General features: G+C 65.1%; 25 protein-coding genes and 1 riboswitch. Of the genes, 14 read left to right on the top strand and 11 right to left on the bottom strand.

The window, feature by feature from the left end:
• Positions 1–84: 84 nt before the first annotated feature.
• Positions 85–1,368, top strand: a complete 1,284-nt coding sequence (gene purD / locus L2I41_RS15790; RefSeq protein WP_237154539.1) for a phosphoribosylamine--glycine ligase — start codon at positions 85–87, stop codon at positions 1,366–1,368.
• 29 nt (positions 1,369–1,397) lie between these two features.
• Here the strand turns inward: purD and L2I41_RS15785 are convergent, their stop codons facing one another.
• On the bottom strand, positions 1,398–2,039 hold the full coding sequence (locus tag L2I41_RS15785; protein ID WP_390634331.1) for a YqgE/AlgH family protein: 642 nt from the start codon (positions 2,037–2,039) through the stop codon (positions 1,398–1,400).
• A 60-nt stretch (positions 2,040–2,099) separates the two neighbouring features.
• On the opposite strand from L2I41_RS15785, the gene L2I41_RS15780 reads away from it, so the two are divergent.
• Both L2I41_RS15780 and L2I41_RS15775 read left to right on the top strand, forming a co-directional pair.
• Positions 2,100–2,912: a protein-disulfide reductase DsbD domain-containing protein gene (locus L2I41_RS15780; RefSeq protein ID WP_237154537.1), complete on the top strand. Its 813-nt coding sequence runs from the start codon at positions 2,100–2,102 to the stop codon at positions 2,910–2,912.
• A gap of 54 nt (positions 2,913–2,966) precedes the next feature.
• Complete coding sequence (locus L2I41_RS15775) at positions 2,967–3,449, top strand: peroxiredoxin (protein WP_237154536.1); 483 nt, start codon at positions 2,967–2,969, stop codon at positions 3,447–3,449.
• A 218-nt stretch (positions 3,450–3,667) separates the two neighbouring features.
• Here the strand turns inward: L2I41_RS15775 and L2I41_RS15770 are convergent, their stop codons facing one another.
• Genes L2I41_RS15770 through ispH form a run of 4 tightly spaced genes read right to left on the bottom strand, consistent with a single transcriptional unit; the run spans position 3,668 to position 6,980 of the window.
• A complete protein-coding gene (locus L2I41_RS15770) occupies positions 3,668–4,543 on the bottom strand; it encodes a diacylglycerol/lipid kinase family protein (protein ID WP_237154535.1) in 876 nt (291 codons plus the stop codon).
• On the bottom strand, positions 4,533–5,009 hold the full coding sequence (gene rnhA / locus L2I41_RS15765) for a ribonuclease HI (protein ID WP_237154534.1): 477 nt from the start codon (positions 5,007–5,009) through the stop codon (positions 4,533–4,535). Before rnhA ends, L2I41_RS15770 begins: the two co-directional genes overlap by 11 nt.
• A complete protein-coding gene (locus L2I41_RS15760; RefSeq protein ID WP_237154533.1) occupies positions 5,006–5,986 on the bottom strand; it encodes a homoserine kinase in 981 nt (326 codons plus the stop codon). Before L2I41_RS15760 ends, rnhA begins: the two co-directional genes overlap by 4 nt.
• A 34-nt stretch (positions 5,987–6,020) precedes the next feature.
• Entirely contained in the window at positions 6,021–6,980 is a 960-nt protein-coding gene (ispH, locus tag L2I41_RS15755; RefSeq protein WP_237154532.1) for a 4-hydroxy-3-methylbut-2-enyl diphosphate reductase, read from the bottom strand.
• A gap of 264 nt (positions 6,981–7,244) precedes the next feature.
• Between ispH and L2I41_RS15750 the strand changes: the two genes are divergently transcribed.
• The 9 genes from L2I41_RS15750 to L2I41_RS15710 all read left to right on the top strand — a co-directional run bounded on the left by L2I41_RS15750 (position 7,245) and on the right by L2I41_RS15710 (position 18,027).
• Positions 7,245–8,261: a hypothetical protein gene (locus tag L2I41_RS15750; protein ID WP_237154531.1), complete on the top strand. Its 1,017-nt coding sequence runs from the start codon at positions 7,245–7,247 to the stop codon at positions 8,259–8,261.
• A 365-nt stretch (positions 8,262–8,626) separates the two neighbouring features.
• On the top strand, positions 8,627–9,646 hold the full coding sequence (locus tag L2I41_RS15745; RefSeq protein WP_237154530.1) for a hypothetical protein: 1,020 nt from the start codon (positions 8,627–8,629) through the stop codon (positions 9,644–9,646).
• A gap of 92 nt (positions 9,647–9,738) precedes the next feature.
• Positions 9,739–10,323, top strand: coding sequence for a hypothetical protein (locus L2I41_RS15740; RefSeq protein WP_237154529.1), 585 nt, complete (start codon positions 9,739–9,741; stop codon positions 10,321–10,323).
• A 254-nt stretch (positions 10,324–10,577) separates the two neighbouring features.
• Positions 10,578–10,672: riboswitch (glycine riboswitch) on the top strand.
• Between the two features lie 155 nt (positions 10,673–10,827).
• Positions 10,828–11,985 (top strand): glycine cleavage system aminomethyltransferase GcvT, encoded by a 1,158-nt coding sequence (gcvT, locus tag L2I41_RS15735; RefSeq protein ID WP_237154528.1) that lies wholly within the window; start codon positions 10,828–10,830, stop codon positions 11,983–11,985.
• 24 nt (positions 11,986–12,009) lie between these two features.
• Positions 12,010–12,381, top strand: a complete 372-nt coding sequence (gene gcvH, locus L2I41_RS15730) for a glycine cleavage system protein GcvH (RefSeq protein ID WP_237154527.1) — start codon at positions 12,010–12,012, stop codon at positions 12,379–12,381.
• A gap of 225 nt (positions 12,382–12,606) precedes the next feature.
• On the top strand, positions 12,607–13,953 hold the full coding sequence (gene gcvPA / locus L2I41_RS15725; protein ID WP_237154526.1) for an aminomethyl-transferring glycine dehydrogenase subunit GcvPA: 1,347 nt from the start codon (positions 12,607–12,609) through the stop codon (positions 13,951–13,953).
• 388 nt (positions 13,954–14,341) lie between these two features.
• Positions 14,342–15,895 (top strand): aminomethyl-transferring glycine dehydrogenase subunit GcvPB, encoded by a 1,554-nt coding sequence (gcvPB, locus tag L2I41_RS15720; protein WP_390634309.1) that lies wholly within the window; start codon positions 14,342–14,344, stop codon positions 15,893–15,895.
• 192 nt (positions 15,896–16,087) lie between these two features.
• The gene (fliK, locus tag L2I41_RS15715) at positions 16,088–17,770 is read left to right on the top strand and encodes a flagellar hook-length control protein FliK (protein WP_237154525.1); all 1,683 of its coding nucleotides are present in this window, start codon (positions 16,088–16,090) and stop codon (positions 17,768–17,770) included.
• Complete coding sequence (locus L2I41_RS15710; RefSeq protein WP_237154524.1) at positions 17,767–18,027, top strand: EscU/YscU/HrcU family type III secretion system export apparatus switch protein; 261 nt, start codon at positions 17,767–17,769, stop codon at positions 18,025–18,027. The genes fliK and L2I41_RS15710 overlap by 4 nt, the downstream gene beginning before the upstream one ends.
• A gap of 402 nt (positions 18,028–18,429) precedes the next feature.
• Here L2I41_RS15710 and L2I41_RS15705 read toward each other — a convergent pair whose 3' ends face one another.
• Both L2I41_RS15705 and L2I41_RS15700 read right to left on the bottom strand, forming a co-directional pair.
• Positions 18,430–19,107: an HAD family hydrolase gene (locus tag L2I41_RS15705; protein WP_237154523.1), complete on the bottom strand. Its 678-nt coding sequence runs from the start codon at positions 19,105–19,107 to the stop codon at positions 18,430–18,432.
• A gap of 271 nt (positions 19,108–19,378) precedes the next feature.
• Positions 19,379–20,878 (bottom strand): AMP nucleosidase, encoded by a 1,500-nt coding sequence (locus tag L2I41_RS15700; RefSeq protein ID WP_237154522.1) that lies wholly within the window; start codon positions 20,876–20,878, stop codon positions 19,379–19,381.
• A 391-nt stretch (positions 20,879–21,269) separates the two neighbouring features.
• Here L2I41_RS15700 and L2I41_RS15695 point away from each other — a divergent pair, with 391 nt between their 5' ends.
• Entirely contained in the window at positions 21,270–22,829 is a 1,560-nt protein-coding gene (locus L2I41_RS15695) for an outer membrane protein assembly factor BamB family protein (RefSeq protein ID WP_237154521.1), read from the top strand.
• A gap of 60 nt (positions 22,830–22,889) precedes the next feature.
• Here the strand turns inward: L2I41_RS15695 and L2I41_RS15690 are convergent, their stop codons facing one another.
• From L2I41_RS15690 to L2I41_RS15675, 4 genes are all read right to left on the bottom strand, one after another.
• Positions 22,890–23,363 (bottom strand): hypothetical protein, encoded by a 474-nt coding sequence (locus L2I41_RS15690; RefSeq protein ID WP_237154520.1) that lies wholly within the window; start codon positions 23,361–23,363, stop codon positions 22,890–22,892.
• Positions 23,364–23,452: 89 nt separating this feature from the next.
• Positions 23,453–24,088: a GNAT family N-acetyltransferase gene (locus tag L2I41_RS15685; RefSeq protein ID WP_237154519.1), complete on the bottom strand. Its 636-nt coding sequence runs from the start codon at positions 24,086–24,088 to the stop codon at positions 23,453–23,455.
• Positions 24,085–24,813 (bottom strand): NUDIX hydrolase, encoded by a 729-nt coding sequence (locus L2I41_RS15680; protein WP_237154518.1) that lies wholly within the window; start codon positions 24,811–24,813, stop codon positions 24,085–24,087. The genes L2I41_RS15685 and L2I41_RS15680 overlap by 4 nt, the downstream gene beginning before the upstream one ends.
• A complete protein-coding gene (locus tag L2I41_RS15675) occupies positions 24,810–25,268 on the bottom strand; it encodes a DUF983 domain-containing protein (RefSeq protein ID WP_237154517.1) in 459 nt (152 codons plus the stop codon). Before L2I41_RS15675 ends, L2I41_RS15680 begins: the two co-directional genes overlap by 4 nt.
• A 189-nt stretch (positions 25,269–25,457) precedes the next feature.
• On the opposite strand from L2I41_RS15675, the gene L2I41_RS15670 reads away from it, so the two are divergent.
• Positions 25,458–26,417 carry a transaldolase family protein gene (locus L2I41_RS15670; RefSeq protein WP_237154516.1) on the top strand — a complete coding sequence of 320 codons (960 nt, stop codon included), beginning with the start codon at positions 25,458–25,460 and terminating at the stop codon, positions 26,415–26,417.
• Positions 26,418–26,807 lie beyond the last annotated feature (390 nt).

Genomic DNA, 26,807 nt, shown 5'->3' with positions numbered 1-26,807 from the left:
CGGAAACAACGGCGCAGGACTTCACCGACGGCTGCCACTGTGCTAATGGCGCAGCTCAAATAGCTCCAGCGTCGAGGCACCTCCATGCATGTTCTTCTGATCGGGTCCGGCGGCCGCGAGCATGCCATCGCCGCAGCGCTGCGCCGTTCGCCGCTTCTGACCCGTCTCAGCGTCGCACCCGGCAACGCCGGCATCGGTGCCATTGCCGAGCGCGTGAGCCTCGATCCGGCCGATCATCCGGCGGTCATCGCCTTCGCCCGTGCCAATGCCGTCGATTTCGTCGTCGTCGGCCCCGAGGCGCCGCTGGTTGCCGGTCTGGTCGACGATCTCGCCGCCGCCGGCATCAAGGCCTTCGGTCCCCGCAAGGAGCCGGCTCGCCTTGAAGGCTCCAAGGCCTTCACCAAGGAACTGTGCACCGAGGCCGGCATCCCCACCGCCGCCTACGGTCGCTTTGCTGATGCTGCCTCGGCCCGCGCCTATCTGCAAAGTCGCGGCGCGCCCATCGTCGTCAAGGCTGACGGTCTCGCCGCCGGCAAGGGCGTGGTCGTAGCCGCCACGCTGGACGAAGCGCTCGAAGCCGTCGACGCCTGCTTCGACGGCGCCTTTGGCGACGCCGGCGCCGAAGTGGTGATCGAGGACCTGCTGGTGGGCGAGGAAGCCAGCTTCTTTGCCATCTCCGACGGCACGCATGTGCTGCCGCTCGCCGCCGCGCAGGATCACAAGCGCGTCGGCGACGGCGACACCGGTCCCAACACCGGCGGCATGGGCGCCTATTCGCCCGCCCCGGTGGTCGATGCCGCCATGGCCGAACGCATCATGGCCGAGATCGTCCGTCCCACCGTCGCCTGTCTCGCCAAGCGCGGCACGCCCTTCGTCGGTATCCTCTTCGCCGGCCTGATGATCGAGGCCGACGGTCCCAAGCTCATCGAATACAACGTCCGCTTCGGCGATCCGGAAACCGAGGTGGTGCTGCCGCGCCTCAAATCCGACCTGCTCGCCCTGATGCTCGCCGCCGTCGACGGCAAGCTTGAAGGCCTCTCCGCCGAATTCGATTCGGCCACCGCGCTCACCGTCGTTCTTGCGTCGAAGGGCTATCCCGGCGCCTACGCCAAGGGCGGCCGCATCGATGGCCTCGAGGCCGTCGCCGCGCTGCCCAACGTTGACGTCTTCCACGCCGGCACCGCCCTCAAGGACGGCGCCCTCGTTGCCAATGGTGGCCGCGTGCTGGCCATCACCGCCCGTGGTACCTCGGTCGCCCAAGCACAGGCGCGTGCCTATGCCGCCGTCGATCAGGTGATCTGGCCGGATGGTTTCTGCCGCCGCGACATCGGCTGGCGCGCCGTGGAGCGCGAAAAGGCGGGGAGCTGATCGGTCTCGGCAACCTCCCAGCCCGAGTATCACGCCCGCCCGGCCACCGGCGACAGGCTCGCCATGTCGATCCCCAATGTCGCCAGCGCTTTCTTGTAGCGGCTGTCGTCATCGGTCTCGAAGATCAGGCGTGGGTCGGCCTCGGTCACCAGCCAGCCATTGGCCTGGATCTCGCTTTCCAGCTGCCCCGGCGCCCAGCCGGCATAGCCGAGCGTCAGCAGCGCCCGCTCCGGTCCGCGTCCCTCGGCGATCGCGCGCAGCACTTCCAGCGTTGCGGTCAGCGACAGCTGCTCGGAAATCGGCAGCGTCGCGCTCTCAAGGTGATAGTCGGAGCTGTGCAGCACGAAGCCGCGTCCGGTGTCCACCGGCCCGCCGCGATGTACGCGCATGCCGCGTGCCGTGGTCGGCAGGCGGATCGGCTGGTCGGTGTCGATGATGTCCAGCTGCATCAGCAGGTCGGTGAAGGACAGATGGCTCAGGGGCTTGTTGATGATCAGCCCCATCGCACCTTCGGCCGAGTGGGCGCAGACATAAACCACGCTCCGGGAGAAATTGCCTTCCTCCAGGCTCGGCATGGCAATCAGCAGCTTGCCATCAAGAAAGGATCGTTGGCTGCTTCCCATCTTCAGAGTACTTTTTCTTGCGCCCCTCACGCCAATATGATGCGACAGGCGCGCGTTTCAAGGCAATATCGCCGGATGAAATTCCGCTTCGTTCATGAGTAGATCCATATGAACAGCTTGTCTGCCCCATTCATTGCCTTGATTGCATTTTCCTTGCCTGCCGCCGCCGCCCAGCCTGCCATCCCCGAAGCCAACGTCTCGCTGATCGCCGCCGGTCCGCCGGCTGCCGATGGCAGCTATCGCGCTGGCCTCGTCATCGACATCCCCCAGGGCTGGCACACCTATTGGGAAAATCCCGGCGACGCCGGCATTCCGCCGCAGTTTGATTTTGCGGCGAGCTCCAATGTCCAGAACGCCGTCGTCGCCTATCCCGCGCCCGAGCGCTACTTCGATGGCGTGAACACCTCCATGGTCTACACCGGCCGTCTTGTGCTGCCGCTCACGGTTACCCCGACCAGCCCCGGCGACACGGTGACCCTGTCGGTCCACCTGCAATATGGCCTCTGTGCCGAGGTCTGCGTGCCCGCCGAGGCGGACGCCGCCGTCGATCTCGCCCCTGATATGGCCGCTGACGCCACTGCGACGGCCGACATCGCCGCCGCCGCGGCCCGTGTGCCCGTGCCCGCCCGCGCCGAGGACAAGCGCGTGACCCTGGCTTCCAGGAGCCTCGACGCCGCCAGCACCTTGGCCAGCCTCACCGTCTCCGTCGCCGACGATGGCGACTTCCTGGATCTATTCGTCACCGGCACCGACGACTGGTATGCCTCCCCGCCCGAACCGGTCGGCAGCGCCGATGGCCGTCGCCTCTACAAGGTGGCGCTCTCGGGATCGAGCGCCGCCAAGGATCCCGCCGGCGTCGTCCTGCGCTTTGTCGTCGTGGGCAAGACCCGGTCCTGGGACGCACCGATAACGCTCGACTGAGCGTTCCCAAGCACGTATGAAGTGTGCATCCGACACCAATGGAAGGATAGGACCATGATTGCTGCAGGCGATAAGCTGCCCGACGTCAAGTTCAAGACCATGACCGCCGACGGCGTCAAGGAAGTCTCCACGGGCGAACTCTTTGCCGGCAAGAAGGCGATTCTCGTGGCCGTGCCCGGCGCCTTCACCCCCACCTGCGACAAGAACCACCTGCCGGGCTTCGTCAACAGCGCCGATGCCCTCAAGGCCAAGGGTGTGGACTTCATCGCCTTCACCTCGGTCAACGACGTCTTCGTCATGAACGCCTGGGAAAAGTCCGCCAATGCCTCCGGCAAGGTGCTGTTCCTGGCCGATGGCTCGGCCGTCTTCGCCAAGGCGATCGGCGCCGATCTCGACCTGACCGCCGGCGGCCTCGGCATCCGCTCGACCCGCTATGCCGCCATCATCGAGGACGGCGTGGTCAAGACCATCGACGTCGAGGAAAACCCCGGCCAGGCCACCTGTTCGGCCGCCCCGAGCATCCTCGAAAAGCTCTGATTTGCGAGGCGGCCTCTGCTCCATCGGGTAGGGGCCGTCTAGCCATGCACCGCGAATGCCGGCGACTGTTTCGACGGCAAAGCCGGCGTAACTGTCAGCCTTAGTGTGGGAAGCGGCGGAAATCGTTCGGGTTTTCCGTTGTGGACAGGGTGACGGTTACCCCTCTCGGGGAAACGGTCACCGGTCTTCGCCGCGACTGCCTTTGCAGCCTCTGCCCCTCACGCGATCACCGACAGCACCCGCCCGGCCCGGATCACCGCTTCCGACGCCTTCATCCGGTCGCCGTCGATCTGCATCAGCACGCCGTCGCCGGAAAAGCGAATCTCGCTCACATCGCGATCGGTCACCGCCTTCAGCCGGTCGAGCCGGCCCAATCCCAGCGCCACCGCAGCTTTGGCCAGCGTCAGCGGCCGATCATCGGCGAGCGACACCAGCCGCAGCCCCGGCTGCGTCACGTCGGTGCCATGGGTGATCTTCATCGGCCCGCCGTAGAAGCGCGCGGTGGTCACCACCGCCAGACGCGAGACGATTTCCTGTCCGTCGGCTTCCACCGTCACGTCACGCCCTTCGCCGGCGACCGCCAGCTTCAGCGCTGCCCAGGCATAGGCGAGCTTGCCCCAGCGCTTCTTGGTCGGCCCGTCCACCGCATGCACCACGTCGGCGTCGAAGCCGGCGGAGACCATCAGCGCAAACGGCCGTTCGCCGGCCATGCCGAGATTGAGCGGCTTGGTGCGGCCCTTGGCGATGCGGTCGGCCAGACGCTCCGGCGAAAACGGCAGGCCGAGTTCATGGGCCAGCACATTGGCCGTGCCGAAAGGCAGGATGGAGAGGTCGGGCACGTGACCCTTGCGCCGCAGCAGCCCGGTGATCGCCTCGTTGATCGAGCCGTCGCCGCCGCCTACCACCAGCGTGCGCACGCTGTCGGGCAGGCTCTCGGCGATCTCGGTGAGTTCGCCCGGATAGCGCGTCAGCCAGATGTCGGAGCGTCGCCCCAGCCGGTCCAGTCGCTCGGCGAGGCGCATGAGGTGGCGGTGGCGAAAGCTGCCGGCCACCGGATTGGCGACGACGAGGATGGGGGCTGGGTTATAGTTCATCTGGCGGCCTGTATCCCGGTTTGAACGGAGCCATGCCCTGGCGGGCGAGCGCGTCGGCCCGCTCGTTCATGTCGTGGCCGGCATGCCCCTTGACCCAATGCCACTCGATCTGGTGCTTGGCGGCGGCCACGTCAAGGCGCTGCCACAGGTCGGCATTCTTCACGGCCTTCTTGTCGGCGGTGCGCCAGCCGTTGCGCTTCCAGCCGAAGATCCAGCCGGTGATGCCGCCCTTCACATACTGGCTGTCGGTCCACAGATCGACGCCGCAAGGGCGCGTCAAGGACTCAAGCGCCACACAGGCCGCCGTCAGTTCCATGCGGTTGTTGGTGGTATCAGCTTCGCCGCCGCACAGTTCCTTCTCGCGCCCGCCGTAAATCAGGATCGCCCCCCAGCCGCCGGGGCCGGGATTGCCCGAACAGGCGCCGTCCGTGTAGACGGTCACGCGCTTTTCTCCCACCTCGCTCATCGGCCGAAATCCTCGGCATCGAGGCCATAGGCGGCCACCGACGATATCGCCCGGTGGAATCGCATCTTGCGGTGATACTCGAGCGGATCCTTCTTGCGCACCAGCGCGCCCGGCGGCGTCATCAGCCAGTCGTAGAGCCGCGTCAGCAGGAAGCGCAGCGCCGAGCCGCGGGCGAGGATCGGCAGGGCCGCAAGTTCGGCGTCCGTCAGCTGCCGCTCGCGCATGTAGCTCGTCAGCATCGCCCGGCCCTTGGTCATGTTGTAGGCGCCGTCGATCTCGAAGCACCAGGCGTTGAGGCAGATGGCCAGATCATAGGCCAGGAAGTCGTTGCAGGCGAAGTAGAAGTCGATGAGGCCCGACAGCTTGTTGTTGAGGAAGAACACATTGTCGGGGAAGAGATCGGCGTGGATGACGCCCGACGGCAGATCCATCGGCCAGTTGGCGGCCAGGAAGGCCAGCTCCGCCTCGATATCCTCGCTGAGGCCCGGCAGCACCTCGTCGGCCCGGTCGCGGCTGCCGGCAAACAGCGGCGGCCAGCCGGCAAGGCTCAGCGCATTGGCGCGGGTGATGGCAAAGCCCTCGCCCGCCTTGTGCAGGGCGGCAAGCGCCGTGCCCACCTGCGCGCAGTGGCTCACCGCCGGCCGCTTCACCCACATGCCGTCGAGGAAGGTGACGATGGTCGCCGGCCGCCCGGCGATGCGGCCGAGCGCCTCGCCGTTGCGGGCCTTGACCGGCTGCGGACAATTGATGCCGCCGCCCGCCAGATGCTGCATCAGGCCGAGGAAGAAGGGCAGGTCCGCCTCGTTCACCCGCTTCTCGTAGAGCGTCAGGATGAAGGTGCCCTTGGCCGTGCGCAGCAGGAAATTGGAATTCTCGACCCCTTCCGCGATCCCCTTGCAGGAGACGAGCGTGCCGATGTCATAGTCTTTGAGAAAGTCGGCAAGCTCTTCGTCGGAAACGTCGGTATAGACGGCCATGGCAAGATCGATCCGGAATCTGAAGGGAGGGCGGTCAGGCCGCCGGGTCATCGCGCAACTCGCGCGGCAGGTTGAAGGCAACGGTCTCGTCGGCGGTGCGCACCGATTCCACCGTCACCGTATAGCGCTCGGCAAAGGCGTCGATCACCTCTTCCACCAGCACTTCCGGCGCCGAGGCGCCGGCGGTGATGCCGAGCGTCGAGAGGCCCTGAAGCTCGCTCCAGTCAATGTCCGAGGCGCGCTGGATCAGCACGGCACGGGCGCAGCCCTCGCGGGCGGCCACCTCACGCAGCCGCTGCGAGTTGGACGAGTTGGGCGCGCCCACCACCAGCATGGCATCCACCTTGGGCGCCACTTCCCGCACTGCCGCCTGACGGTTGGTGGTGGCGTAGCAGATGTCTTCCTTGTGCGGCGGCGCCACGTCCGGGAAGCGCTGCGACAGCGCCTCGACGATGGCGCGCGTGTCATCCACCGACAGCGTCGTCTGCGTCGTATAGGCCAGCGGCGTACCCGGCGCGAAATCGAGCCGGGCCACGTCGTCGATGGTCTCGATCAGCGTCACGGCGCCCTCGGGCAACTGCCCCATGGTGCCGATCACCTCGGGATGGCCGGCGTGCCCGATCAGGATCACGTGCCGCCCCTTGCGGTGGTGCACTTCCGCCTCGCGATGCACCTTGGTCACCAGCGGGCAGGTGGCATCCAGCTGGAAGAAGTTGCGCGCCGTCGCCGCCGCCGGCACCGCCTTGGCCACGCCATGGGCCGAGAAGATGACGGGCTGCCTGGTATCGGGAATCTCATCGAGCTCTTCGACGAACACCGCACCCTTCCGGCGCAGTTCCTCGACCACGTATTTGTTGTGCACGATCTCGTGGCGCACATAGACGGGCGCGCCGAAGCGCTCGAGCGCCAGGTCGACGATCTGGATCGCGCGATCCACGCCGGCACAGAAGCCGCGCGGCGCGCACAAGAGGATCTTGAGGTTCGGCTTGGTCACGGCTTCGGCCTTCCGCTGGTTGGCCGGAATAGAAGTGTTTGCCCCGATCTTGTCAAGCGCACCCGGTCCAGCAACCAGGGCAAGGCTCGGCTGCCGTTGTGCCTTGAATACCCGTGGTCAGACGTAGCGTTGCGCCAGCTGCACACCAGTATACCAAATCCGGCTTTTCCCGCCGGTAACGGGACACTCCCGATTGACGCTTGCAAAATTGACAGCTATCTCCGCAATCAATGGTTATCTTCAATTGAGTTCATGGAGTTTGCGATGCGTTTCTCGAACCGCCTGATCGGCCTTGCTCTCGCCGCGTCCGTCTCGCTGGCCGGCGGCTTCGCCAAGGCCGACACCGTCGCAGCCACGACCACCGCCGAGCAGGTCCGCGCCCTCGCCCAGCAGGGGCTGCAGCCACTGCTGCAGCTCCGACTGATGCTGATTGAGACAATAGCCGGTCCAAACAAGGATCGGACCTGCCATGCGTTCAAAGGGTTGCCCTTTAGCTACAAGGTGCAGTCAGTCAGTGGTTCCATTTCGAGTGGTCTGCATCAGACCTTCACGACCTTTCAGGACCGATCCTGCAAATCCAAGGCACTCGTTGTCAGCTCGGTTGCGACGGAAACAATGAGCGGAAGCACGTCAACGGCAAAGGTATCGCTATCCGCCAAGGTTTACGACAACAAGGGCGCTTTTGGCGGCACTCTAAGTGTCTCCGGTGCCTTTGGCAGCAACGACTCGTCCGGCACTTACACCCAGACAGCGGCTGGAAAGTTCACTGCCGCGACCACGACCGAGACGCTGGCAGTCAGCTGCGACTGGAGTGACTATTATGTGACTCAAGGTGACGAGCCGCTCGTATGCTCCTGGGGAAGCGCTCAGGACCTCGACGGTATTGGAAAGAACGTCGGATCGGTTGTGTCGCTGAAAATGACCGCGCCAACGTCGATCGGCTTCCTGTCCGGTGACTTCAAGTCTGTGCTGTCCGGCAGCTCACTGACCGTCGGGCTCGGAGCGAAGGTTCCGTCTGTGGTGCTGAAGGGCGCGTCAACACCCCTGTCGCATTCCACATTTGCCCTCACCGGCAACGGTTGGAAACTCACCGACAAGTCCAACAACACCTCATTCAGGGCAGTGGCGTCGTCGACCGGTGCCATCACAGCCACTATCAGCAGGACCTCGTCCGGAGCCAAGCTGGCCACAATGTCTATTGATCCGGCGGGCAACGGCACCATCACCTACCTTCCGCGCGGCACCTCCACCAAGATCGTGTTCTGGACGCTGACCAACTGATCTCCACTTCCCCGTGGTGAATCCCGCTGTCGCCGGAGTCGCCAAGCCCGTCGGCTCGCACCGACCGGCACGCTCAACAGGATCTTGACGTTCGGTCTGGTTACAGCTTCGGCCCTTCGCCGGATTGGCTGCAAGACAAGTCCTTGCCCCGATGTCATCAATCGGGCGCGACTTTCAGCGGGACAGCAAGACACCACCGTCATTGCCCACCCGGCGACGGTGGTCACGTCAAGCTGTGCATCCCCCAGCGTAATCGGAACTGGCCACTTTCCTGTCCGGTAACGAGACGCCCCGATTGACGCTTGCAAAATTGACGGTTATCTCAGCAATCACCGGTTATATTGATGTTTTTTGTGGAGCCTGCGATGCGTCTTTCGAGCCGCCTGATCGGCATTGCCCTCGCCACCTCCGTCTCGCTGGCCGGCGGCTTCGCCAAGGCCGACACCGTCGCAGCCGCATCCACCGCCCAGCAGGTGCGCGCCCTCGCCCAGCAGGGGCTGCAACCGATGCTGCATGTGAACCTGATGTACCTGTTGTCAATGGCGCTTCCCTCCAAAGATACGAAGTGCACTCTCTTCGGCGGGGAGTTGGCCCGAAGCTACAGGGTGCAGTCAGTAAAGGGATCTTTGCCCCGCGGGCTCCACAAGTCCTTCACGATCTACCGTGATCAGTCCTGCAAGGTGAAGGACATCGTTGCAAACTCGGTTGTTTCGCGTGCTGGAAGCGGAGACATGGTTTCCGCTAACGTCGTTCTGTCCGCCAAGTTTTATGGCAGCAAAGGAGCTTTCGGCGGCACACTCAGCTTGTCTGGTGCTTTCAATACAAATGAGCCAAAGGCCAAGTTCACTCAGACTGCCACCGCCAAGTTCATTACCTCTACCACAAATGAGACTCTGGCTCTGAGTTGCGACTGGAGCGGCGCTTTTATTGAAAACGACCGCAAACCAATCGTGTGTGCCTTGGGCGCAGCTCAGGATCTCGACACTATCGGGAAAAATCTTGGAACGGTTCTGTCGTTCAAGTTGGAATCTCCTTCTTCGCATGGGCTTTTGTCGGGGGATTTTCGATCCTCTCAGTCAGAAAGGGCCTTGAATGTGGGCTTGGGGCGATCGGTTCCTTCCGTCGTGCTCAAGGGCGCGTCGACGCCTGTGTCGCATTCAACTCTCACCGCTACCGACTCCGGCTGGAATCTCGTGGACAAGCCCAACGACCTGACCTTCACGGCTACATCTTCCTGGGGTAGCGCCTTTACTGCAACCATCGAGCGCACGTCCTCCCGAGCCCAGCTGGCCACCATGTCAGTGGATGAGTCCGGTAACGGCATCATCACCTATCGACCCAGCAACACTACCGCCAGGATCCTCAACTGGACGCTGGCCAACTGATCTCCATCTTCCCGTGGTGAATCCCGCCCTCGCCGGAGTCGCCAAGCCCGTCAGCGCGTGCTAAGGAAGCTGCCAACGGAGGTGCGTCTCGCATGATGTGGAACGAGTTGCGTTTTATGCGCGGAGCGGTGCTGGCGCTGGCCTTGGCTGCTGCGGGCTGTTCGTCGGTCGGGTTGGGCGATGTCAATCCGGGCACGATCCTCACGGCTGGGCAGACGGCTGGCGTTGCTCAACAGAATGTCCAGAAGTTTGCCGCGGTTGCAGTCTGCCCGCAGATCCAGGTGCGTGACGGCACGCAGCTGATGCAGATCTTCGACAAGGGCAAGCCGGTCGACGGCGCCATCATCCGCTTCCAGGCGTCCATCAACAAGTTCGCCCGCGAATGCCACACCGACCCCATCAGCGGCGCTACCACCATCAAGGTCGGCGTCTTCGGTCGTATGCTGGCCGGCCCCAAGGGCGGCACCGGCTCGGCCACCTTGCCGCTGCGCCTCGTCGTGGTGCGCAATGGGGATGAAGTGCTCTATTCCCAGCTCTTCAAGATCGCCGCCACCATTCCCGCCGGTCAGGCGTCCACCGAGTGGAACAGCATCACCGATGGCGTCGTCGTCCCCGCTGACAAGTCGCAGGGCAACTTCGTCTTGTATGTCGGCTTCGACGAGAGCGGCAAGAAGTAAGCGTCCCGCTGTCCCAGTTGCACAAAAGGCCCAGGTTCTCCGACCGGGGCCTTTTTGCTTGTCTGCCGCTTTTCGCCCCGCTTGTCCGTTTCATTAGGGAAATTTGTCGCTTTCCTCGCCGGCCATATTGAAATCTCCGGCCGTTTCGGACATGGTGCCCGCGGCTCGGGACTGTCGTGACCGGGCCCGATTCCGTCGTTGATGATCGGCCTTTCCGATTTGCCAATCGGTTCAGCCTGTTGAACGAGGGAAACGGACGTTGTGCGGGAGAGATCGGCGGAGGGTATCCGTCGACGCCGAAGGAGCAACCGCCCCGGAAACTCTCAGGCTCAAGGACCGCTTGCAACGGACGACGCTCTGGAAAGCAGATCGAGGCTGAGGCCTTGGATCTCACCGAAGGAGTAACCCGGGCTCTCCGGGGAAATCTCTCAGGTTTCGTGACAGAGGGGGCGCGGACAAACCGGGACACCGGTTCTCCGCCCACTGTCGAACCGGAGCACCTGCATGACATCCCCCGTCACTGCTGATGGCGCTGATGCGCCTCCCTTGAAGACCCCTCTCTATGACGCGCACGTGGCGCTCGGCGCTCGCATGGTTCCCTTTGCCGGCTATCTGATGCCCGTGCAATATGACGGCATCATCGCCGAGCACAATCACACCCGCGCCGCCGCCGGCCTGTTCGACGTCTCGCACATGGGCCAGGCTTGGCTGATCGGTCCCGATCACGCCACCACCGCCGGCGCCCTCGAAGCGCTGATCCCCGCCGATATCCTCAATCTCGCGCCAGGCAAGCAGCGCTACTCGCAGCTCCTCAACGACGCCGGCGGCATCCTCGACGATCTGATGGTCAGCCGGCCCGCCGATCCGGCGCTCGATGGCCGGCTGTTCCTGGTGGTCAACGCCGCTTGCAAGGACGCCGACTACGCCCATATCGCCGCCCGCCTGCCGGCAGGCGTCACGCTCGACATCCTCACCGATCGCGCGCTTCTGGCGCTGCAGGGCCCCAAGGCTGCCGACGTCATGGTCCGCCTCGGCGCCGATGTCGCCGCCTGGGACTTCATGAACGCTGGCCCGGCCCGTCTCGCCGGCCTCGACGTTCACGTCTCCCGCTCCGGCTATACCGGTGAGGACGGCTACGAGATTTCCGTTGCCAACGCCGACGTCGCCGCCCTCTGGGCCGCGCTGCTGGCCGACGCGGATGTGAAGCCCATCGGCCTCGGCGCCCGCGATTCCCTGCGCCTCGAAGGCGGTCTCTGCCTCTACGGCCACGACATCGACACCACCACCACGCCCATCGAGGCCGGACTGATCTGGTCGATCCAGAAGCGCCGCCGCGAAGCGGGCGGATTCCCCGGTGCGGCCATCCTGCAGGCGCAGATCCGCGACGGCGTCGCCCGCAAGCGCGTCGGCATCCGTCCCGAGGGCAAGGCCCCGGCGCGTGACGGCACTGAAATCCTCGACGCCGCCGGCAACGCCATCGGCGTGATCACCTCCGGTGGCTTCGGCCCCACGGTCGGCGGCCCCGTCGCCATGGGCTATGTCACCACCGCCCATGCCGCTGCCGGCACGGCGGTGCAGCTTGTGGTGCGCGGCAAGTCCATGCCCGCCGAAATCGTCTCGCTTCCCTTCGTTCCCGCGCGCTTCTACCGCGCTTCCAAATAACTCCAGAGAGGACGGAACAGTACCATGACCAAGTATTTCACCGAAGATCATGAGTGGATCGTCGTCAACGGCAACATTGCCACGCTCGGCATCACCGACCACGCCCAGTCCGCCCTTGGCGACGTCGTCTACGCCGAAGCCCCGGAAGTCGGCCGCAAGCTCGCCAAGGGCGCCGAAGCCGGCGTCGTCGAGAGCGTCAAGGCCGCGAGCGAGGTCTATTCGCCCGTCACCGGCACGGTCGTGAAGAGCAACGACAAGCTCGCCGACAACCCGGCCATCATCAACGAGGACCCGGAAGGCGCCGGCTGGTTCTGCGAGATCGAGCTGTCGAACCCCGCCGAACTCGAAGGCCTGATGGACGAAGCCGCCTACCAGGCCTTCGTCGCCAGCCATTGATGTGATTTGAAGATTTGGTCTTTGCGGTCACCTTCTGAAAGCGCGGGGCACCCCCCTCTCCAACTCTCCCCCTCAAGGGGGGAGAGAGGGTGCGGTGTCCTCGGCTGAGCTTTCACGTCGCTCGGTTTTGTTTGGAACCGCGCGGCGCTCTCTCCCCCCTTGAGGGGGAGAGTTGGAGAGGGGGGTGAAACCGGCCATGACCAAGCCCCACGGAGCCATCCCCCCATGCGCTACCTTCCCCTTTCCGATGCCGACCGGGCTGCCATGCTCGGGGCGATCGGGGTCGACACGGTCGATGCCCTGTTCGCCGATATCCCCGCCGACAAGCTGCTGAAGTCCCAGCCCAAGCTGCCGAACCGTCAGAGCGAGATCGCCGTTTCCCGCCGCCTCACCGCCATGGCGGCCAGGAACACCGCGGCCTCCTCGGTGCCCTTCTTCGTCGGCGCCGGTGCCTACAAGCACCATGTGCCCGCCACTGTCGACCACCTGATCCAGCGGTCGGAGTTTCTGACCAGCTACACGCCCTATCAGCCGGAAATCGCCCAGGGCACGCTGCAGGTTCTCTTCGAGTTCCAGACCCAGGTCGCCCGCCTCACCGGCATGGAAGTGGCCAACGCCTCCATGTATGACGGCTCCACTGGTCTTGCCGAAGCCGTGCTGATGGCCCACCGCATCACCCGCCGCAACAAGGCGGTGCTGTCGGGCGGCGTCCACCCGCACTATCGCGGCGTGGTCGAGACGGTCACCAGGTTCCCCGGCCACGAGGTGGAAGCCCTGCCGGCCGATCCGTGTGGCACCGAGGACATCCTCGCGCGCATCGACGAAACCACCTCCTGCGTCGTGGTGCAGTCGCCGTCCTTCTACGGCCACCTCATCGACTTGAAGCCGATCGCCGAGAAGGCCCATGCCGTCGGCGCGCTGCTGATCGCCTCCTTCACCGAGGTCGTCTCGCTCGGCCTCATCGAGCCGCCCGGCACGCAAGGCGCCGACATCGTCGTCGGCGAGGGCCAGTCGCTCGGCAACCCGCTGAGCTTCGGCGGCCCCTATGTCGGCCTGTTCGCCACGCGCGCCAAGTTTATCCGCCAGATGCCCGGCCGCCTCTGCGGCGAGAGCGTCGACGCCGACGGCAAGCGCTCCTACGTGCTGACGCTGTCGACCCGCGAGCAGCACATCCGCCGCGAGAAGGCCACCTCCAACATCTGCACCAACGCAGGCCTCTGCTCGCTGGCTTTCTCGATCCACCTGAGCCTGCTCGGCCAGACCGGATTGACCGAGCTCGCCCGCGTCAACCACGCCCACGCGGTCAAGCTGCGCAATCAGCTCAAAGCCGTCCCCGGCGTCGAGGTGCTGAGCCCGACCTTCTTCAACGAGTTCACCATCCGCGTGAAGGCCAACGCCGTCGACGTGGTGGAAAAACTCGCTGCCAGGGGCATCCTCGCCGGCGTCCCCGTCCGCCGCATCGAACCGCGCCAGACCGGCCTCGACGACCTGATCGTGCTCGCTTCCACCGAGGTGACCACCGACGAGGATCGTGCCGCCCTGGTCGCCGGCCTCACGGAGGTGCTGGGCTGACGGCAGACAAGCGGCAAAGGCATCCGCGACGAAGGCCGGTGACTGTTTCCCCCTCGGGGGTAACTGTCACCCTCTCGAAAACCGGAAAACCCGAGCCGTCGGCTTCCGAGCAAAAGGTGACGGTTACCGCAGACGCGGAAACAGTCACCGGCAAGAGGCGAGCCCTCACCCCTCTCCCTGTCCCTCCCCCGCAAGGGGGGGAGGGGACGCGGTTCGGACCGGTCGCCATCTTGTCCTGCAGGTGAGCCGCTCTCTGTCATCGTCCCCTCTCCCCTTGCGGGAGAGGGACAGGGAGAGGGGTAAACCCCGCCCACAGCTTCTCTTCCTTCGCCCCTTTCGCGGCGAAGGTCCGCCACAGTTTCAAAGTGTCTTCACCCCGGAGGTGAACATGTCCATGAACAACGTCGGTCGCCAGACCACTCCCAATGCCACCGCACCCGGTGCGGCCAAGACCACCTTCACCGGCAATCAGGCGCTCGCCATCGAGGAGCCTTTGCTGTTCGAAGTCGGCCGCCTCGACGTCACCGGCGTCGACATCGATGCCCCTGAGGCCTTCGAGGACGCGCTCGGCGGTCTTGGTCGCACCTCGGCCATCAACCTGCCCGGTCTCACCGAGCCGGAGGCCATGCGCCACTATGTGCGCCTCAGCCGCCAGAACTACGCCATCGACCTCGGGCTCTATCCGCTCGGCTCCTGCACCATGAAGCACAACCCGCGCCTCAACGAGGCGATGGCGCGCCTGCCGGGCTTTGCCGACGTGCACCCGCTGCAGCCGCTGTCCACGGTGGAGGGCGCCATCGACCTCGTCGCCGAATGCGGACGCTGGCTGCTGGAGCTCACCGGCATGGCCTCGGTGGCCATGAGCCCCAAGGCCGGCGCCCATGGCGAGATGTGCGGCATGGCCGCCATCAAGGCCGCCATTGCCGCCCGGGGTGAGAACCGCGACGTGGTGCTGGTGCCCGACAGCGCCCACGGCACCAACCCGGCCACCGCCGCGCTGCTCGGCTTCAAGGTCGTCTCCGTCCCCGCCCGCGCCGACGGCACCGTCGACCCCGCCGAGGTGAAGACCCGTCTCGGCCCGGACGTGGCGGCGATCATGCTGACCAATCCCAACACCTGCGGCCTGTTCGAGCGCGACATCGTCGAGATCGCCGAAGCCGTGCACGCTGCCGGCGCCTATTTCTATGCCGACGGCGCCAACTTCAACGCCATCGTCGGCAAGGCCCGTCCGGGTGATCTCGGCGTCGACGCCATGCACATCAACCTGCACAAGACCTTTTCCACCCCCCACGGCGGTGGCGGTCCCGGTGCCGGTCCCGTGGTGCTGTCCGATCGCCTCGCGCCCTTCGCGCCCGTGCCCTTCGTGCAGTTCAAGGCCGATGGCTCGGCGGAATTCGTCGAAACGCGCAAGATCGCCGAAACCCTGGGTGCCAAGCCCTTCGGTCGCATCACCGCCTTCCATGGCCAGATGGGCATGTTCGTCCGCGCGCTCACCTATATGCTGAGCCATGGCGGCGACGGCCTGCGTCAGGCGTCGGAAGACGCGGTGCTGGCGGCCAACTACGTCAAGGCCCGCCTTGGCTCGGTCATGTCGGTCGCCTTCCCCGAGCGTCCCGCCATGCACGAGGTGCTGTTCAACGACAGCTTCCTTGAGGGCACCGGCGTCACCACGCTCGATTTCGCCAAGGCGATGATCGACGAGGGCTATCACCCGATGACCATGTATTTCCCGCTGGTTGTCCACGGTGCGCTGCTGATCGAGCCGACCGAGTCCGAGTCCAAGGCCAGCCTCGACCAGTTCATCGGCACGCTGGAAAGCCTCGCGCTCAAGGCCAAGGCCGGCGACGTCGAGATGTTCAAGGCAGCCCCGGTCTTCGCCCCGCGCAAGCGCGTCGACGAGACGCTGGCCGCCCGCCAGCCCAAGCTCACCTACGCTGGCTGAGCTTTGCAGGACTAGATGTAGCGCGAACGGGCGGGAAATCGCCCGTTCGCATCAAGATTCTGTCGTGCGACCGCTTGCGGCCTCACGCGATTCGCAGCACTCTCGCTCTGGTATTGTTTCCCAGAGCCTTCGCGGCACCGATCAACAACTTGATCGATCGGCGATGGCTCCAGATGTCCAGGAAACACGTCCATGGCGATCGCTCCCCTTCCCCCCGTGGTCGGCGAGATCCAGCAATATACTGGACAGCCGGGGCGAACGATTCCCAAGCCGCCAGTGCCGGACGGGCTCCTCGCCCTCCAGTCCGAGCCGCAAGCGCCCGTCGCCGTCTCCATCCTTCCCACCGCCACTGCCCTCGACAAGGCCATCAGCGAGGCGCTTGGCCGGCAGGACGGCATGGCGCAGCTCTTTGCCACGCTGACGAAAGTCGCCGATACTCCGTCCCTGCCGCCGCCGCTCAAATCGGCCGTCGACGCCGTGCTCGCCTTTCGCCTCGGGCAGGACGGCCCGCCCACCGGCGACAGCCTGCGCCGATCCGTCAGCCTGTCCGGCCTCTTCCATGAGAACCAGCCCGCCGCACCGGACCTCAAGGCCGCGCTCGCCGGGCTCCGGCAGCAAGCCACGGCCTTCGCCGGCACCGCCAGTGCGCCGCTTGCCTCCGGCGCGGCGCCCTCAGCGGATTTTCGCCCGGTCAGCCAGCGTCTTCTCACCGAGATCGATCGTCTGCTCGCCAAGCCGCTGCCGCCCGACGCGCTCACCGAAACCGGCATCGAGCTCGACGCCCGCACCCTCTTTGCCCGCGCCGCCCAGACGGCCACGACACCGGAGCCGATCCGCGCCGCGCTCACGCAGCTGCTCGCGCCCGCCACGCCGGCGAGCCCGGATTTGCCGAGCGCGCTCGGTGCCTTGCGCACGCTGCTGACCGCCGCGCCGACCGCGCCCGACCCCGCCGCCACCGCCCCGCCGACCTTGCTCGGCCAGCGCCTTGTCGACGAGATCGACCGCGTTCTCGTCCGTCCGGAAACTCTCGGCACCGCGCCGACGTCGCCCGGGACGAGCCCGCTGCTGCCGCTGCTGGATCGCGTCGCCACCATCGCGGGCCTGCCGGATGGCCTCAAGCAGGCGATCACCAACCTGATGCGCGCCGCAGGGGCCCCGCTGGCGGGCGCCGCTCCCCTGCCGGCCGACGCCCTCCTTGCCTCGTTGACCGAGTTGCGTCGCGAGGTCGTCGCCTGGGCCTCGGGCAACGCCGATCGTCTCATCGCCGGAGCGGCAACCCCCACCGCCCTGCGCCCGCTGCCACCGCGCAAGGGCGCGCCGTTGCGCGGGCAGGGCGCTCTGCCGCCGGACGCGAGTCCGCCGGATCTGCGTCAACTGGTCTCCCGCCTCGTCGAGGAATCCGATCGGTCCCTGTCGCGCCTGTTCCTGCATCAGGCACTGCTCGCCGACAGCCAGACCTCCGACAAGCCAGCGTCCGCGCCGCCGCAACAGTCCTTCCTGTTCGAACTGCCCATCGCCGGCCCCACCGGCACCTCCATCGCCCAGTTCCGCTTCGAGCGCGACGGCCGTCGGTCCGATGCGGACGACGACCAGGCCGGCCCGGCCTATCGCGCGGAGATCGCCTTCGACATCGCCCCCCTGGGCCCCATGACCGTCCGCGTCGGTCTGTTGCCCGGCAAGCGCATCGCCATTGGCCTCTGGTGTGAAAATGTCGAGGAATTGCATCGCCTCGAGGCCGAGCGCGACGGCCTGATCGCCACGCTCGAAGCCGAGGGCTTCACCGTTTCCGGCATCGATCTGCACCGGGGGCGCCCTACCGAACGCACCGACCCCGCCGCCCCGCCGCACCGGCACCGACTGGATGTTCAGCTATGAACGGCGAAGATATCCGCAAGGCGGTGGCTCTCACCTATACCGCGCCTGCGCCGCCCAAGGTGGTCGCCACCGGCAAGGGCGAGATCGCCGACGCCATCGTCGCCAAGGCGCGCGAAGCCGGCGTTCCCATCGAGGAGAACCCGCTGCTCGCCGAGGCGCTCTCCAAGCTCGAACTCGACGCCACCATCCCCGAGGACCTCTACAAGGCCGTCGCCGCCGTGATCGGCGCCATTCTGAGGGCGAGTTGGAAAAGTTAGGCGGCTAATTATCTAGGCAGGTGAGTTAAGCAGACTACACGACACACTGCAGGTCAGGGCGAACGAACGGTGGGGAGTTGTCGGCAATCTCGCGAAGGCGATGGAACGAACGCAATCTAACCCTTTGTATTCCTGCGCAATATATCGCTTGTCATGGTCCGCGAAGGCGGACCATCCACGCAGTCATTGCAAAAAAGTCCGAAGGTCCTTGCCAGCAATTGGAAAGACGCAAACCCCGTCGACGCAGCGCAGTCCATCACCGCAACGCCAAAAGTTGCCATCTACATCTTTGTTTTGACTGCATGGATGGTCCGCCTTCGCGGACCATGACAATCCTGATCAGTTTGTGCCTTGCAGAGGCATGTGGCTCATTGTCGTGTAGTGTAGCGTTTAAGGGCATACTCAAGCGTCGAGGCCGCCCCAGCTGCGCATGGCCTCGATCACCGCATGCATGTCCTTCATGCGGCGGACGACGGTTTCGGCGCCGGCTTCCGTCAGATGGTCGGCATGGCCCTGCCAGCTGTGCGAACCGCCGGTAAATCCGATCACCCGCATGCCCGCTGCCACCGCGCCCTGCACGCCGGCCACCGAATCCTCGATCACAAGCACCTGCCGCGGCGCCACTTCGAACACCTTGGCGGCATGCAGGAACACGTCCGGCGAGGGCTTGCCCCGCCCGTCGCCCACGTCGCGCGCCGAGAACACATAGGGCTTGAACCGGTCATAGAGGCCGGCCGCCGTCAGCGTGACCTTGAGGCGCGCCGACGCCGAACTCGAGCAGACGCAGCGCGGGCCGTCCAGCAGGTCGAGCAGATCCGCCACGCCGGCGATCGCCGGCACCTGGCGCAGCCGCTTGTTGATCTCGTCCTCGCAGCGATCCTTGAAATCGGCCGGCAGGTGCCGCCCCAGCTCTTCCTCGACGATCTCGGCGATCTTGTTGCCCATCATGCCGGTGAAGCGCTCCGCCATCTCCTCGGCGGTGATCTCGTAGCCCTCCGCCGTCAGAAGCTCGGCGGTGACTTCGGAGTCGATGATTTCGGAGTCGATCAGCACTCCGTCGCAGTCGAAAATGGTGAGCATGCAGTCCTGCAGTCGTCGGTCTTGAGGGGGTAATACCACGAGGCATTGAATATGACTCGTGGTACTCCGTTTTCGAATTTCTCATGCCTTTGATGCAGATGAGAAATTCGAAATGTCTTCAACGAGCCAATGCGTCAGCATTCTGGCAAGTTGGTATAAATGGACACTCTGCCTATCGCAAGCCGCCCGCCGCCGCCAGTCACATAGCTGAGACGGTGCGCACCGCAAGCGCAGCCGTCGAGGCTAAGTGACCGTACCGGCCGGGTTTGCCTCACTGGAAGGCGGTTTCCATGAAGCTGCGCAGCTTGCGCGAATGCAGCCGTTCCGGCGCCATCTCCCGCAGCTTTTCCATCGCCTTGATGCCGATTTCAAGATGCTGGCTCACCTGCCGGCGATAGAAGGCGCTGGCCATGCCCGGCAGCTTGAGTTCGCCATGCAGCGGCTTGTCGGACACGCAGAGCAGCGTGCCATAGGGCACGCGGAAACGGAAGCCGTTGGCGGCAATCGTCGCGCTTTCCATGTCGAGAGCGATGGCGCGCGATTGCGAGAAGCGCTGCACCGGCTCGCGGTGATCGCGCAGTTCCCAGTTGCGGTTGTCGATGGTGGCGACGGTGCCCGTGCGCATGATGCGCTTGAGTTCCCACCCCGTCAGCCCCGTCACCTCCGCCACCGCGTCCTCGATGGCCACCTGGACTTCGGCCAGGGGCGGGATCGGGATCCAGGTCGGCAGGTCGGCGTCGAGCACGTGGTCCTCGCGCACATAGCCATGCGCCAGCACATAGTCGCCGAGCTCCTGGCTGTTCCTGAGGCCGGCGCAATGGCCCAGCATCACCCAGGCATGCGGCCGCAGCACCGCCACATGGTCGGTGGCCGTCTTGGCGTTCGAGGGGCCGACGCCGATGTTGATCAGCGTGATGCCCGAGTGGTCGTCGCGCACCAGATGGTAAGCCGGCATTTGTGGCAGCCGGGCCGGCGCCTCGCCCGATTGCGGGCTCGTCGATCCGAGCGGCGTCACCAGATTGCCCGGCTCGACAAAGGCGGTGTAGTCGCCCTTGCCCGAGGCCATCAGCTCGCGCGCCTTGGCCGCGAATTCGTCCACATAGAACTGGTAGTTGGTGAAGAGTACGAAGTTCTGGAAATGCTTGGGCGAAGTCGCCGTGTAATGCTGCAGCCGGTGCAGCGAGTAGTCGACGCGCGGCGCGGTGAACGGGGCGAGCGGCATCGGCTGGCCCGGCCGCGTGGTCAGCGTGCCGTTGACGATGGCGTCGTCGGTGACGGCGAGATCCGGCACGTCGAACATGTCGCGCAGGGGGCGCGTCAGGCTGTCCATCAGCGCGCCCTCCACATAGGCCCCCTCGAAGAAGGCGAAATGCAGCGGGATCGGCATCTGGCTCTCGCCCACTTCCACAGCCACGTCGTGGTTGCGCATGATGATGGAGAGCTGCTCGACGAGATAGGCGCGGAAGAGGTCCGGCCGCGTGATGGTGGTCTCGTAGACGCCCGGTCCCGTCACATGGCCGTAGGAGAGGCGCGAATCCGTGCGGTCATGCGTCTCGGTCGCGACACGCAGCATCGGATAGAAGGCTCTGATCCGGCCCTCCGGTGCGTCGCCCTTGACGGCAGCCGCAAAGGACTGGCGCAGGAAATCCGTGTTGCGTTCGTAGATCTCCACCAGCAGCGCCACGGCTGCTTCGGGATCGCGGAAGGAACGGGGGGCGATGAAGGGCGGGGTCTGAATGCCGGCACTCGCCGGGCGCGGAAGGTCGTTCATTCGTTTTTCTCTTTGTCAGTACATAGCAGACCAGCTTGTACGACAAAGCCCATATCACAAGATGACGATTCGGGCGCAAAGTTTCGCGATTCGCCTGCGGACATGAAAATTGTCGCAGCTGCTGATGTGGTCGTTTCGCCCCGGATATCAAGCGCTTGCGTGCTGACCCGGCTCAGCCGGCCGCCCCGGGCAGCGATCAAGTGTCGCCCGGATCCGGTTGCCTTGCCGTGGCTGCCTGCAGGCGACGCCGAGCCGCCAGGCCAGTCCCCATCCGCCGACTGAAAATGGTCATTTCCCGGAGTCTTTGTCGAAGTGACAAGTGCACGCGGCTATGCGAAAGTCCGCTCAGGTGTTTTGCGTAATCTTTCATTTACTTTTTTAGGAGGCCGATGTGCAGCTCCACCCCTTGATTGCATCGCTGCTGCGTTTGATTGTCCTGGTCTTCTTGTTGCCGGCCGCAGCTTCCGCCGCCAGCCTCACCCTCAGCAGGACAAGCGGCCCGCCAACCACGGCCGTGGTCCTCACCGGCAAGTCCTTCACGCCCAACTCCATCGTCGACATCTATTTCGACACGCAGCAGATTGCCTTTCGCCTGACGTCCAGCACGGGTGGATTCACCTATTCCACCAGCATCTCCGGCAGCGCGCAGCCGGGCGCCCATGATTTCACGGTCTTGCCGCATGTTGCCGGTGGCAAGTTTGCCCAAACGTCCTTCAAGGTGCAAACCAGCTGGACCAGCTGGCGCAACGGCACCGGCAATCGCGGCTGGAACAAGACCGAGAACGTGCTGGACAGCTATTCCATCCGCAGTCTCGACACGCTCTGGCGGGCGCCGATGAACACTTACAGCACGCCATTGGTGTCGGGCGATATTGTCGTATCCGTCAATAACGACAGCAGCCTGTCGGCCTATTCCATGAAAACCCATGCGAAGGTCTATTCCATTCCGGGCACCACGGCTTTGGCTGACCGCGTCGTCGCTCCGGTCCTCGCAAACGGCTATGTCATCTATGCTGGCACGGGCAAGCTCTTTGCTCGCAAGGTCTCTGATGGAAGTCTCGTGTGGAAGGCTGTCCTGCCTCCCGGCGTCGGTGCTCCGGTGGTTTCCGGCAGCGTGGTTTATGTCGTGGCTCAAGGCGGAGCCGGTGCAGGTGTTTATGCCTTCTCGGTCACCTGCCGCACGGGTGGGGCGACCTGTACCCCGATCTGGCACTCTGAGGACGGTAACAGCGCGAGTTACTATTTCCCGGAAAGAAGCTTGGCGGTTGGTTACGATCGCGTCTTTGCGATCCTGTCAAACAAGCTGTATGCCTATGACGTCGGCTGCGCGACCGGCGGCGGTATTTGTACCTCTACGGAACATTGGGACACGGTCGACAACACGGCTCCGACGGTGGCCAACGGGTATGTTTACGTTACCTATGGCACCACCCTTTTCGCTCTGCCGCCGGAATGCATCAATTGCGGCGCGCTTTGGACCGGAACGCTGCCCGAGGCGAGCAGTAGAGTGGTTGCGGCAAGCGGCGACCAGGTTTTCGTCGTCACCGGATCCAAACTGGTCGCTTTCAAGGCTGGCTGCGAAGCTTCGCCCTGTGCGCCCCTGTGGAGCACGACGGTGCCGGGCAGTTCCTACTCGCCCGTGATTGCTTCCAGTCTGGTCTATGTTGCCTCGCCCAGGCAGTTGGCTGCCTTCCCGGCCAATTGTTACGCCGATTGCAAGTCCGTATGGCACACCAGCGCCAATGCCACCTATTCCAACGCGAACTATGCCGGCCCCGCGATCGTCGACGGCAAGCTGTTGGTTTCGTCGGTAAGGAACGTCATCGCCTATGGCCTGCCGGAGTCAGCTCAGGGGGAAAGGTCCCGCGTCAAGGTTGCCCAGCTCAAGCCCTCGCCGAAGTTTGCCAAGGCGGAAAGGGCGCTGCTTCTGTCGCTGGCCCGGCGCCATTGATCCACGCATGACAGCCACGGCTCCCGCCGGCTTTTCAGCTGGCGGGAGCATCCTTTTGGCTCAATCGCCGCAGAAGATGTTCAGCCGCCGCGTCACCACCGGGCCCTTCTTGTTGCCCTGGATCAGCTGCGCCGAAAAGTCGAACGGCTGGCACTCGTGGCTGACCACCACCGAACGATAGACCAGTCCGGACATGCCGACGAAGTTCAGTGGCCATGTCTGGTCGACGAGGTTGGCCGGCTGGCCTTCGGGGGGGAACACCGCCGCCGCCCAGACATGCAGCTCGGCCGTCGGCTCCACCAGCTCGCCCTTGGGGCCGGACACCACCGTGTCCACGATCATTTGCGTCGAGCTGCCCTTGTCGCCATTGGCGGTGATCTGTTCGCTCTCCTTGGGCACCTTCTCCGACAGCTCGCCGCTGTCTTCCCAGATCTGGTAGGCGTTGAGACGCTCGATCTTCACCGGCGGCTTGGCCTCGGCGGGCAGGGCAAGCGCCACCAGCGCGGCTGCGGCCGTCATCGCAAACAACTTCATGAAAGCACTCCAGGAAATTTGAGGCGGCGGCGCTCCTCGACGCCGTGCCCACCTTAGCGTTAATCCTGATCGCGCGGAAGGGCGGCGCTCTATAGCCCGTCCGGCCAGCGCGCGTCGGCAATCAGCGGCACGTGCGGTCCGGCCGCCGGGTCGAGCCGACCGAGAAGGCGCGGATCGTCATGCACTTCCACCGCACGGGCGTAGGGGCGGAACCCCATGCGCTGGTAGAAGGGCAGGGCCTGCGGGCTGTCGAAGTGGCAGGTGTGCAGCCAGAGCCGCTTCGTCTCCGGCCGATCGAAGGCAAGCGCGATGGCCTGGTCCATCAGCCAGCCGCCGATGCCGCCGCCGATCGCTTCCGGCACAAGGCCGAAGAAGGAAATCTCCACATTGGTCGGATCGGCGAAATCCATCTCCAGCACGCCCATGCGCTGGCCATCCTTCGTCGGGCAGAAGGAGCGGTTGCCCGGTCGGGCCAGCCGTGCGGTCAGCTCCGTCTCGCTCATCAGCAGGCGCGAGGTCCAAAGCCATTCCCAGCCGATCGCCTTGTAGAGGCGCAGGAACGCCTCATTGTCCCAGTGGTCAATTTCCGTGAGCGTGTAACCCGCCGGCGTCGGTCGTGCCGGACGATCCGGACGGGCGGTCATTTCCAGGAAGGTCACCACATTGGCAAGCTTGCCGGGGGCGATGGCGTGATAGCCTTCGGGCAGAAATCTCTTGTCGGTCATATGCTTTCCAGGCGGTGCGTGTCACCGACCGGAACATAGAAGGGCGCGGGCAGCTCGCCCGTCAGCTTGGGGTCCCGGTCGAGGCGCTCGTTCAGCGCCTTCAGCATTGCTTTTGTCATGTGATGCAGGTTCATGTCGAGCGTCGCTTCAAGCGATATGAAGCGCACGTCGGAAAGTTCGTTGTCCGGCGGCACCGGGCTCGACGGCGCATGCGTCACCGCTGCGTCGGCCCAGAGCGCGAAGAAGCGTGCGTCGAAGCGGCGCGGCCGCTTCACCGGCGTGATCGCCCGTCCCACCAGCGTCATCAGGCTGAGATCAAGCCCGACCTGGCGCTCCACGAAGGGGCTGAACACCTCCGGTGGCGCCTTGGCAAAGCTGCTGCCAACGGGGCCGATCACATAGCCGGTCTCTTCCACGGTCTCGCGCAGGGCCGCGACCAGCAGCGCCTTGGCGCGACGCCTGGATGGCTTGCCGCGCATGCGGTCGCAGAGCCGTTGCTCGGTGCGCTCGGTCGGTCCCCTCACCACCGAGACCAGCCCGTCCTCCGGATCGACGGCACCCCCCGGAAACACATAGGCGCCCGGATTGAACGCCAGATCGTCGCGCCGCTTGCCCATCAGCACATGCAGGCCCGAAAGGGTGCGGTCGAGCACCAGCAGCGTTGCCGCATCGCGCGGCACCAGCGTCTTGGGCTTGGCGGCAGTCGGCACACCCTTTTCGCTCATCGGCTTTCGCCTCCCGCATAGGCTGGATCCCGCTCTTCGCTTTCATGGGCCAGCGGATTGAAACCGTGCATGTAATTTGCCCATTGATAGCCCACCACCGCGCCCTTCACCGGCGGCAGGATCAACAAGGCGAGGATTGCCGTCAGTGGCAGCCACACCAGCATCTGCAGCGTCACGTCCGGGTGCCAGTTCATCTCCACGAACAGCACCAGCGGCACAATGATGTGGCCGACGATCAGGATGGTGAAATAGGGCGGCGCGTCGTCGGCCCGCTGGTGCGACAGGTCCTCGCCGCAGGCGCTGCAGACCGGCGTCACCTTGAGATAGGCGTTGAACAGCCGTCCCTCGCCGCAGGCCGGACAGCGGCAGGCGAGCCCGCGCTTCATCGCCGGCCAGACGCGGCGCGCCGGCAATCCGTCTTCGCGGACCCGTCCGCTGGTCCAGACTTTGGTCATTTCGGCAAACTCCTTGTCAGGCCAGCCATCCGCATAAACCGGTATCACAGGCCTTCCTGAGGCGATAGCGGGCCAAAGGACGCGATGCCGTGACCGACCTTTCCGGGCTCGATCCTGTCCGCATCCTCAGATTCCCATATGGCATGTGCTCAAGAGATGGGCTATTGCTCACGTAAAAGGAGTTGCATCATGTCCACCCTGTTCACTGGCCTTGCCGCGCATACCCAGATCGGTGCCGACACCGGCGACCTCGCCGCCATCCGTACGCTCGGCGCCAAGGATTGCACCACAAATCCCACGCTCATTCTCAAGGCCGCGCAGGATCCTGTTCATGCTCCACTGCTCGACGAGGCCGTTGCCTACGCCCGCGCCAAGGGCGGCAGCCTTGAGAGCCAGGTGGAATGGGCCATCGACAAGGTGGCGGTGAACTTTGGCGCAGCCATGTGCACCATCGCCTCGGGCTTCGTCTGCACCGAGGTGGACATCCGCCTGTCCTTCGACTCCGCCGCCACCGTCGCCCGCTCCGAGCGGCTGATCGATCTTTATCGCGAGGCCGGCGCCGACGTGTCCAAGGTGCTGATCAAGGTCGCCGCCACCTGGGAAGGCGTCGAGGCGGCGCGCATCCTCAAGGCGCGTGGCATCGAGTGCAACGTGACCCTGGTCTTCTCGGTGGTTCAGGCTGCACTCGCCGCCGAAGCCGGCGCCTTCATGATCGCCCCTTACGTCGGGCGCGTCACCGATTGGTACAAGGCCCGCGGCGTCGACAAGACCGCCGACGGCTTCGATCCCGGCGTCGCCAATGTCGCGGTCATCTACAATTACCTGCGCAAGTTCGGCTATCCCACCCGTGTGATGGGCGCGTCCTTCCGCGGCGTCGACCAGGTGCTGGCGCTCGCCGGCTGTGACCACCTCACCATCGGCCCGGCGCTTCTCGCCGGTCTCGCCGCCACCGAGGGAACCGTCCCCCGCCAGCTCGGCCCGTCCGCGCCGGTCACCCCGCTTCCCCGCGTCGACCTCAGCGAACCCGCCGTCCGCTGGGCTCTCCTCAACGATCCCATGGCCTACGACCTCCTCGGCCAGGGCATGCGCGGCTTCGCGGCCGACACCGAGACTCTCAGCGCCATGTTCCGCGCGAAGCTGCAGGAGTGAGTGGCTGAGGCGCAAGGGAAGGTGGTTACCTGTGAAGGATCGCGTCCCGCTCCTTCCCGCACGTCATGGTCCGCGCGAAGCTGCAGGGGGGAGTGGCTGGGGCGCAAGGGAAGGTGGTTACCTGAGAAGGATCGCATCCCGCTCCTTCCCGCGCGTCATGGTCCGCGCGAAGCTGCAGGGGTGAGTGGCTGAGGCGCAAGGGAAGGTGGTTACCTGAGAAGGATCGCCTCCCGCTCCTTCCCGCACGTCATGGTCCGCGGAGGCGGACCATCCACGCAGTCAAGACAAAGAGTGTAGAAGGCCTCATCCATCACGTCGCGAAAAGACGTTCGCGTCCGCTCTTCCAGAGGCAGCGGACCTTCGGACTTTTTTCCCATGACTGCATGGATG

Source organism: Oryzibacter oryziterrae (assembly GCF_021864535.1).
Taxonomy (GTDB): Bacteria; Pseudomonadota; Alphaproteobacteria; order Rhizobiales; family Pleomorphomonadaceae; genus Pleomorphomonas; species Pleomorphomonas oryziterrae.
This window is presented reverse-complemented; position numbering and strand designations above follow the sequence as displayed.

Bases quoted from the DNA above. Each gene is read 5' to 3' on its own strand.
- purD (WP_237154539.1), top strand. From the start codon at position 85: ATGCATGTTCTTCTGATCGGGTCCGGCGGCCGCGAGCATGCCATCGCC.
- L2I41_RS15780 (WP_237154537.1), top strand. From the start codon at position 2,100: ATGAACAGCTTGTCTGCCCCATTCATTGCCTTGATTGCATTTTCCTTG.
- L2I41_RS15775 (WP_237154536.1), top strand. From the start codon at position 2,967: ATGATTGCTGCAGGCGATAAGCTGCCCGACGTCAAGTTCAAGACCATG.
- L2I41_RS15770 (WP_237154535.1), bottom strand. From the start codon at position 4,543: ATGAACTATAACCCAGCCCCCATCCTCGTCGTCGCCAATCCGGTGGCC.
- rnhA (WP_237154534.1), bottom strand. From the start codon at position 5,009: ATGAGCGAGGTGGGAGAAAAGCGCGTGACCGTCTACACGGACGGCGCC.
- L2I41_RS15760 (WP_237154533.1), bottom strand. From the start codon at position 5,986: ATGGCCGTCTATACCGACGTTTCCGACGAAGAGCTTGCCGACTTTCTC.
- L2I41_RS15750 (WP_237154531.1), top strand. From the start codon at position 7,245: ATGCGTTTCTCGAACCGCCTGATCGGCCTTGCTCTCGCCGCGTCCGTC.
- L2I41_RS15745 (WP_237154530.1), top strand. From the start codon at position 8,627: ATGCGTCTTTCGAGCCGCCTGATCGGCATTGCCCTCGCCACCTCCGTC.
- L2I41_RS15740 (WP_237154529.1), top strand. From the start codon at position 9,739: ATGATGTGGAACGAGTTGCGTTTTATGCGCGGAGCGGTGCTGGCGCTG.
- gcvT (WP_237154528.1), top strand. From the start codon at position 10,828: ATGACATCCCCCGTCACTGCTGATGGCGCTGATGCGCCTCCCTTGAAG.
- gcvH (WP_237154527.1), top strand. From the start codon at position 12,010: ATGACCAAGTATTTCACCGAAGATCATGAGTGGATCGTCGTCAACGGC.
- gcvPA (WP_237154526.1), top strand. From the start codon at position 12,607: ATGCGCTACCTTCCCCTTTCCGATGCCGACCGGGCTGCCATGCTCGGG.
- gcvPB (WP_390634309.1), top strand. From the start codon at position 14,342: ATGTCCATGAACAACGTCGGTCGCCAGACCACTCCCAATGCCACCGCA.
- fliK (WP_237154525.1), top strand. From the start codon at position 16,088: ATGGCGATCGCTCCCCTTCCCCCCGTGGTCGGCGAGATCCAGCAATAT.
- L2I41_RS15710 (WP_237154524.1), top strand. From the start codon at position 17,767: ATGAACGGCGAAGATATCCGCAAGGCGGTGGCTCTCACCTATACCGCG.
- L2I41_RS15705 (WP_237154523.1), bottom strand. From the start codon at position 19,107: ATGCTCACCATTTTCGACTGCGACGGAGTGCTGATCGACTCCGAAATC.
- L2I41_RS15700 (WP_237154522.1), bottom strand. From the start codon at position 20,878: ATGAACGACCTTCCGCGCCCGGCGAGTGCCGGCATTCAGACCCCGCCC.
- L2I41_RS15690 (WP_237154520.1), bottom strand. From the start codon at position 23,363: ATGAAGTTGTTTGCGATGACGGCCGCAGCCGCGCTGGTGGCGCTTGCC.
- L2I41_RS15685 (WP_237154519.1), bottom strand. From the start codon at position 24,088: ATGACCGACAAGAGATTTCTGCCCGAAGGCTATCACGCCATCGCCCCC.
- L2I41_RS15680 (WP_237154518.1), bottom strand. From the start codon at position 24,813: ATGAGCGAAAAGGGTGTGCCGACTGCCGCCAAGCCCAAGACGCTGGTG.
- L2I41_RS15675 (WP_237154517.1), bottom strand. From the start codon at position 25,268: ATGACCAAAGTCTGGACCAGCGGACGGGTCCGCGAAGACGGATTGCCG.
- L2I41_RS15670 (WP_237154516.1), top strand. From the start codon at position 25,458: ATGTCCACCCTGTTCACTGGCCTTGCCGCGCATACCCAGATCGGTGCC.